The 6,863-nt window shown below is 35.1% G+C and carries 9 protein-coding genes and 1 pseudogene; 4 read left to right on the top strand and 6 right to left on the bottom strand.

Annotated features, from left to right (window positions below; translation table 11 throughout):
• Positions 1-226 precede the first annotated feature (226 nt).
• Positions 227-670 (top strand): hypothetical protein, encoded by a 444-nt coding sequence (locus tag FTU91_RS15130; RefSeq protein WP_257221763.1) that lies wholly within the window; start codon positions 227-229, stop codon positions 668-670.
• Between the two features lie 55 nt (positions 671-725).
• Here FTU91_RS15130 and FTU91_RS15125 read toward each other — a convergent pair whose 3' ends face one another.
• Complete coding sequence (locus FTU91_RS15125) at positions 726-1,658, bottom strand: IS5 family transposase (protein ID WP_180082767.1); 933 nt, start codon at positions 1,656-1,658, stop codon at positions 726-728.
• On the opposite strand from FTU91_RS15125, the gene FTU91_RS15120 reads away from it, so the two are divergent.
• Positions 1,659-2,366, top strand: a complete 708-nt coding sequence (locus FTU91_RS15120; RefSeq protein WP_180082766.1) for a reverse transcriptase family protein — start codon at positions 1,659-1,661, stop codon at positions 2,364-2,366.
• Positions 2,367-2,648: 282 nt separating this feature from the next.
• Here FTU91_RS15120 and FTU91_RS15115 read toward each other — a convergent pair whose 3' ends face one another.
• Positions 2,649-3,302, bottom strand: coding sequence for a DUF3800 domain-containing protein (locus FTU91_RS15115; protein ID WP_180082765.1), 654 nt, complete (start codon positions 3,300-3,302; stop codon positions 2,649-2,651).
• Positions 3,303-3,545: 243 nt separating this feature from the next.
• On the opposite strand from FTU91_RS15115, the gene FTU91_RS15110 reads away from it, so the two are divergent.
• Both FTU91_RS15110 and FTU91_RS15105 read left to right on the top strand, forming a co-directional pair.
• The gene (locus FTU91_RS15110) at positions 3,546-3,866 is read left to right on the top strand and encodes a hypothetical protein (protein WP_180082764.1); all 321 of its coding nucleotides are present in this window, start codon (positions 3,546-3,548) and stop codon (positions 3,864-3,866) included.
• Positions 3,867-4,429: 563 nt separating this feature from the next.
• Positions 4,430-5,443 carry an SEL1-like repeat protein gene (locus tag FTU91_RS15105; protein ID WP_180082763.1) on the top strand — a complete coding sequence of 338 codons (1,014 nt, stop codon included), beginning with the start codon at positions 4,430-4,432 and terminating at the stop codon, positions 5,441-5,443.
• A 99-nt stretch (positions 5,444-5,542) separates the two neighbouring features.
• On the opposite strand, the gene FTU91_RS15100 is transcribed toward FTU91_RS15105, so the two are convergent.
• The 4 genes and pseudogenes from FTU91_RS15100 to FTU91_RS15085 all read right to left on the bottom strand — a co-directional run.
• The gene (locus FTU91_RS15100) at positions 5,543-5,833 is read right to left on the bottom strand and encodes an addiction module antidote protein (RefSeq protein WP_180082762.1); all 291 of its coding nucleotides are present in this window, start codon (positions 5,831-5,833) and stop codon (positions 5,543-5,545) included.
• Between the two features lies 1 nt (position 5,834).
• A complete protein-coding gene (locus tag FTU91_RS15095; protein ID WP_180082761.1) occupies positions 5,835-6,131 on the bottom strand; it encodes a type II toxin-antitoxin system RelE/ParE family toxin in 297 nt (98 codons plus the stop codon).
• Between the two features lie 152 nt (positions 6,132-6,283).
• Positions 6,284-6,676, bottom strand: a complete 393-nt coding sequence (locus FTU91_RS15090; protein WP_180082760.1) for a hypothetical protein — start codon at positions 6,674-6,676, stop codon at positions 6,284-6,286.
• Between the two features lie 52 nt (positions 6,677-6,728).
• A pseudogene (locus FTU91_RS15085) lies at positions 6,729-6,863 on the bottom strand (IS4 family transposase); the annotation flags it as partial.

Here is a 6,863-nt window from a genome sequence, read left to right as displayed (position 1 = left end):
AAAGTGGAATATGCCTATTCGCGACTGGCGTTTAGCCATGAGCCGCTTTATTATTGAATTCGGTGACCGCTTAAGCAATCACCTTTAAATTTATGAAAAGCAATTACACAAAATTATTTACAGGCTCACTATTTCAGATAACAAGTTTATTAATGAGATTGGTACTAAAACTACAGCATTGAGTTCAAGCCAATTCAAATCAAATAAGAAAGCTTTATGTGAGCAGTTGTCAAAAAATCTTGATAACTATTTCCGTAACCATGTTAAAGCGAAAAAGTCAGATAGACTTTGGACTTCATTTAAAGAAGCACATTCAGCAATTGCTGGATCACGCTATAAAGAAGAATGGTTAGCCTTCAATACAAAGGCAACTAACGAATACAAAGACAAAACCAACTTAGCTTACTTGATGAACCTATATCCAAATCCAATGGTTGTTAAAGCTTCAGCTATGAAGGGATTCCCTGTTAAGGAAGATGTATTCGCTCTATCTGAGATGGTCCAATGGATATGGCGTTCTGCTATTCGTGAAGGTAACCCAATCAATATTTATGTACCAAGCTCAAGAATGCGTAGTTTATTACAGCGTTGGTTAAATGATGAATTTGAAAATTCTGCTGCTGAAGATATTGAAGTTACAGAAGAAGCCGAACAGTTAGAATTAGTTTAAATTGGCTTTGTTGCACAAAGATTTGAAATGCAAAGCGCCCCTAATTGAGCCAAATTTAAGGCGTAACTTGGGTAAGTGGTCGACCTAATTCCGTAAATCTGTTAAGGACTGCTACACGTGCATGGATCTCATTCACCTGACTAGGAAAGCTTCTTGCCATTAATTTATCGCCTAATAATTTGATGCAATGCATCTTGGTTTCCACCAAACTGCGACGGTGATAGCCCGACCATTTTTTCCATAGGGTTCTGCCTAAATGCTTAACCGTTTGAAGTAACTCATTTCGTTCTATTGAACTGATTTTAGAATCTTTCCAGGGCTTGGCATTCTTCCTGGGTGGAATTACTGCATGTGCTTGACGATCTGAAATCACTTGTCTGCAGCACTTCGTGTCGTACACCCCATCGGTATAGACAGAATCTATTCGCTCATTTGGTGGGATTTGATCCAGTAAATCACCTAGTACTTGTGAATCACTGACATTATTTGTCGTAAGCTGAACGGCACGTATTTGCAGTGTTTCAGTATCTATACCAATATGCAGTTTACGCCATTGGCGACGATATTCAGCTCCATGTTTCTTGCGTTTCCATTCGCCCTCACCTAGAAACTTCATGCCTGTAGAGTCTACGAGTAGATGCAGCCCATCGCTACTTTTTTGGTAGCTGATTGCAATATCAATATGCTTTTGTCTTCTACAAAGCGTACTGTAATCTGGTGCGGTCCAATTTAATCCGCAAAGTTTAATCAGACTTTGCACAAAGCCAGTGACCATACGTAAAGACAGATGGAATAAGGATTTAATCATTAAGCAGCATTGGATGGCTGCGTCGGAGTAGGTTTGATTTCGCCCTTGTTTGCCTTTTGATGGCGCATACCATTGCGTAGCAGGATCAAACCAAATGGCAATATTTCCGCGACTCATGAGTGCTCGGTTATATGCGGGCCAATTGGTTGTGCGGTAGATTTTGTGTGTAGGCTTCTTCATTTGAAAATTATATCGCTGAAAAACCCTTTACAGATAGGTTTGTGCAACAAAGCCCATAGAAAGATTCATATACTACTTAGTGAAATTCCAGCACCAGATTATTTATTTTCAAAGAAAAAGTCTTCTTGCGTACTTAATGCTAAAGCACATGCGAATTGTCATGGCTCAACATTAAATATAGATATTGAGAACTTTTTCCCTTCGACATCTCGAATCAGAGTACAACAATTTTTTGGTTATTTTTTACAGTACCCAAGAGATGTGGCAGATTTCATGGCAGATATATGCACTGTGAATAACCATATTCCAACTGGGAGTCCATTAAGCTTGATGCTAGCATTCTGGGCTAATAAGCCTATGTTTGATGAATTAAATAAACTAGCGGCTAGTCGTAAAATAAAAATGACAATTTATGTAGATGATATTTCATTTACAGGGGTTGCTGTAAATGACAACTTTAAAAATAAAGTGACTGAGATAGTTACTAAATACAATCATAGTATCAACGCAGATAAAGTTAGATTTTTTGGAGAAAAATTAAGATTTATTAATGGGATAGCAATAAGCAGGCATAGTTTAAGACCTAGTAATAAATTATCTAAAGAAATACGATCTCTTAAAAATATAAGAAATGTACAAGATGCTAATACATTAGGGGGGAAACTTACTTATATGAACTATATTAAAGCGATAGATTTATTGTATTGATTCCCTAAAATGGGGTTTGTAGACGATAATTAAAATTAATTTCATGTATATATTATTAATTTTTTAGTATTTGTTAAATTAACAATCTTAATCGGTTATAATTGCCACTGAGGAGCTGTGCTTACTTTTCGTATTTAACCACGAGAGGAAAAGTACCATGAAGCTGAAACCAGTAATTGTAAGAGCTTATCAACGTTATAGAAATGGACAGTGGGAGCACGTTTGTAAACACAGACGCTCATTACCAAATCGATGATGTTGGTTCTTAGCTCCTCACCTTTTTTAAAAGAATAATACCTTATAGCTAATACAGTCTTTTAGTAGATTGAAATTTATACTATTGGTGTCTTCAAAATGAGATTGAATACATCCTGATAACATATCAGCAAATTGCAAATTAAGACTTTGATCACTTGAAATTGGTTGGTAATTTAATTTAGTCGTAACCTGCTTTTCAAACCACAATTGTGTTTGTAGATAGTCTGGTAAGCTATTACCACTTTTTACTTTAATTGTTCTTGGATCTGGTATGAATGTTACCTCATCATACTTTGCCATTTCATTTAGCAGAAGTTTTGAAATCATATAGTTATATAATTTATTTGAATCTGCTCGAATATGTTCTTGAACATTTTCTTTACGTACAGTCATGCTCATATATCTAATTTGAGGATTCGTAGACTTAAGGTTTTTGGCTTTTGTAGAAAAATCTATCTTTTCTTGTGGGGACATATGTGCCCATTTTTTTTCTTCATTTGTTGGCCAATTGAATTTATCGTAGAGCCTTTTAATAACTTTCTTAGGTCTTTTTACATCTTCAGATGGAGTTATTACACATGCTATTGTTAAAAACCGGCTAGATCCACCTTGCCTATAAGGGTGATCAAAATTCCAGCCTAGATCACCACTTTCATCTAAATAAATACATGCTTTCATAAAATTACAGGCAAAAAAAAGTGCGACCCCTAGGACCGACGCCAATTAATTGACGCTTACGATACTCAGAAGAGCGTCGCAGTTATCTAGGATTTACTCGCACAGTTGAATTATAGGGACAATTTAAAATAATACAATTACTGCTTAGTAAATATTTTAATCTATTAGTTAACTTATTACACTAAAAATTACTTCTTGTTTTAATTCAAAAATTTATTTTTTCAAATTTAGAGTAGAAATTATATGTTTACAGATAGTCGTAAGGATTACATTCCTTGTGTGGTAAAAAGTTTAAAAATTACAACGATTTATTTGAGTGAAGCTGAGTTTCAGAAAGTTTTTGGAACTATTCTTATCTATAATAAAAGAAATACTACATATCGTGATAGTGATATAAATGGGAATACATATCACCGAAATTTAATGGAAGCTGAATTTTCATTTGAAAACGTTATAGATCATGAGCCTAACTTTTTTGAAAAACGTGAAAAAATTATAAGAGATAGGTTGAAAGAAAGTTTTAACTCAGATTTTATTAAGTTCGAGTATTGCTATCGTCATTAGACAATAAAAAAAGCCCGACATCCTGTCGGGCTTTTTCGTATCGGTGGTTTAGGTATAACTCCTGTCGTACCTCACGTCCTGGTGTTGCACTTATCATTATTGTTTTATGTGTTGGAACATCCTGTTCTCTATGTCCCCATCATATGAAAAATCCCCATACTGACATAGACGCCATGATCCCTAATTCATGTCAGCCTTGGCTTACAAGATTGCTCAAAACTTACCCCAAGGTTTATCCGCAAAAATTGTGGATTGTTTTAAGGCTGAAAGCCTTATAGAGTGTATGTGATTTTGGGTTTTGAGTGTTTTTTGAGCAAAAGTGTTGGCAAAAAATATCAAAACTGCTCATAAAAGCCGACTTGTTTCAAAATCGGCATTTTGGGCATTTTGGGATTTTTAAGTTTTTATTAAGCTGTTGATATTTATATTAATATACAAATGTATTGTGTATAACCGCCATTATGTTAAATACATAGTTATTTAGTGGAAGTTTCTATAATTTTTCTACGAAAGAATTAATCCTAAGGTATGATTCTATTAATTTGATTTAATATAAATAATTTATGAAATTATCTAAAAAAATATTGTTGCCTTTTACATTATGCGTATTTATCAATCCTGTTTTTGCGGATCAGGAATCCTTTAAAGAAACAGAAGTTAAAGCAACTCAAGGGAATGTTAAATCACAATATAATCTTGGTGTGATGTATTGGAAAGGTCAAGACGTTGCCCAAAGTTATATCAAAGCATTTGAATGGTTTGGTAAAGCCGCTGCCCAAGGGGATATAGATGCACAATTTAACCTTGGTTTGATGTATAGCAAAGGTCTAAGTGTTACGCAAAATGATGCTAAGGCACTTGAATGGTATATCAAAGCTGCTTCTCAAGGGCATGCTGAAGCGCAAAATGTTGTTGGAACTAAGTATGTAAAAGGCTTAGGTGTTACTCAAAGTGATATCAGAGCATTTGAGTGGTTTAGTAAAGCTGCTGCTCAAGGGGATAAAGATGCACAAAATAATCTTGGTAACATGTATAGCGATGGTCAATGCATCACCAAAGATAAAGTAAAGGCGTTTGAGTGGTACAGTAAGGCCGCAGCTCAAGGGCATGTTAGTGCACAATATAATCTTGGTGTTATGTATAGTAATGGTCAAGGTACTATCAAAAATGATGTCAAGGCTGCTGAGTGGTACAGTAAGGCCGCAGCTCAAGGGCATGTTAGTGCACAAAATAATCTTGGTGTAATGTATAGCAAAGGCCTGGGTGTTACGCAAAATGATGCCAAGGCGTTTGAGTGGTACAGTAAGGCCGCAGCTCAAGGGCATGCTTATGCGCAAAATACGCTTGGGGGAAAATATCAAAAAGGCCTGGGTGTTACGCAAAATGATGCCAAGGCGTTTGAGTGGTACAGTAAGGCCGCAGCTCAAGGAGATGCTTATGCACAATACAACCTTGCAGAAATGTATAAAAGCGGTCAAGGTGTTACGCAAAATAATGCCAAGGCATTTGAGTGGTATAGCAAAGCCGCTGATCAAGGACATGCCCAAGCTAAATTAATGCTTGCTAGACTTCAATAATTGTTAAGTGTTAATTATTCTAAAATTAACATAATACACGTTATACGAAGTCAAAAATGGGAGCTTAAAGCTCCCATTTTTATTATATTTTTTAAATTTTTAGGCGTGTTGTACTGTGATCTTTAAACCTAAAGCATTCACTACACGATTAATCGTATCAAAACGTGGTGCAGAGTCGTGACGAAGTGCTTTATACAGAGCCTCACGTCCAATTCCTGCCTCTTTAGCGATTTGAGTCATACCACGAGCTTTGGCAATTACACCAAGTGCGTGGGCTAATTCAGCAGGATCATTTTCTTCGAGAACTATGTTGAGATACATCACAATGTCTTCTTCAGTTTTGAGCGACTCAGCCATATCAAAACTTGGTAAATCAGCGACTTTAACCATTTTAATCCTCCAATGTTTTAGATAATTTGACTGCACGATCGATGTCTTGTTGTTGAGTCGATTTATCTCCTCCACCAAGCATTACAATCACTACGTCACCATGTTGGATGTAATACATCCTCCATCCAGAACCGAAGAATTCTCTCATTTCCCAAACGCCATCTTGGAGAGGTTTAATGTCTCCCCAGTTTCCACGTTGAACCTTATCCAATCTACGATTCAGGCGAATACGGGTCATATTGTCTTTAATGTCATCCAACCATTCATCAAACTCTGGCAGACGTTTAATTTCAATCATGAGGATTCCTTGTTTTCTCACTATATTGTATTCGATCGAATACAATATGCAAGTAATCTATACGGACATCCATTTGTTATTCCTAAGTAGAAATGTCCTACCATTATTAATTTCGTATAACAGCCATTATGTTAAATAAGTGAAAAGACAATTTATTTCCAAAAAATAAGGTTTTGTAAAAAGCTTCTTTTTTTTAGACATTCGTTAGGTTTATTTCCAGTTATTGTTTTATGTTTAATGTCAAAAATACTATTTATAAAAGAAAAGCTTAATCCATTTTCAGTTATTAACTTCTTAACTAAGCTATCTTTCTGAAGATGAAAAATTACTTCTTCTTGAAGTAGTAGTATTTCTACTATTTTTTGATCATCTATTCTTCCTATCATATGGTTATGTGATGAACTATATTGAAGAAATTTTAGTCTACAGATTTCCTTTATTACTTGTTCTAATGTTGCATTTTCATCAAATTCTAATTGTATTTCTAAAGGGCCTAATTGATCATCTTGGGAACAACAAGCTTCTCTTGTAATATGGACTATCATGATCTAAGTATCCTTTAATTTTTCTAAAATTAACCTCTGTACACGACAAATTTCATAGGGTCCTTGTCCTATCAGGCTTTTTCTTTCTTAAAATTGCTAGCACTTTCTTAAATTCTTCTTTTTTTCCAAAACCAATCAAACGTAGAATAGCCATTTGAACATAGTCCAAACCGTAGCGAAATAAACT

The sequence above is a fragment of the Acinetobacter sp. YH12201 genome, assembly GCF_013418145.1.
Taxonomy (GTDB): Bacteria; Pseudomonadota; Gammaproteobacteria; order Pseudomonadales; family Moraxellaceae; genus Acinetobacter.
Note: the sequence above shows the minus strand (reverse complement) of the source record. Positions and strands in the feature narration are given on the sequence as shown.

Bases quoted from the DNA above. Each gene is read 5' to 3' on its own strand.
- FTU91_RS15110 (WP_180082764.1), top strand. From the start codon at position 3,546: ATGTTTACAGATAGTCGTAAGGATTACATTCCTTGTGTGGTAAAAAGT.
- FTU91_RS15115 (WP_180082765.1), bottom strand. From the start codon at position 3,302: ATGAAAGCATGTATTTATTTAGATGAAAGTGGTGATCTAGGCTGGAAT.
- FTU91_RS15095 (WP_180082761.1), bottom strand. From the start codon at position 6,131: ATGATTGAAATTAAACGTCTGCCAGAGTTTGATGAATGGTTGGATGAC.
- FTU91_RS15125 (WP_180082767.1), bottom strand. From the start codon at position 1,658: ATGAAGAAGCCTACACACAAAATCTACCGCACAACCAATTGGCCCGCA.
- FTU91_RS15100 (WP_180082762.1), bottom strand. From the start codon at position 5,833: ATGGTTAAAGTCGCTGATTTACCAAGTTTTGATATGGCTGAGTCGCTC.
- FTU91_RS15105 (WP_180082763.1), top strand. From the start codon at position 4,430: ATGAAATTATCTAAAAAAATATTGTTGCCTTTTACATTATGCGTATTT.
- FTU91_RS15090 (WP_180082760.1), bottom strand. From the start codon at position 6,676: ATGATAGTCCATATTACAAGAGAAGCTTGTTGTTCCCAAGATGATCAA.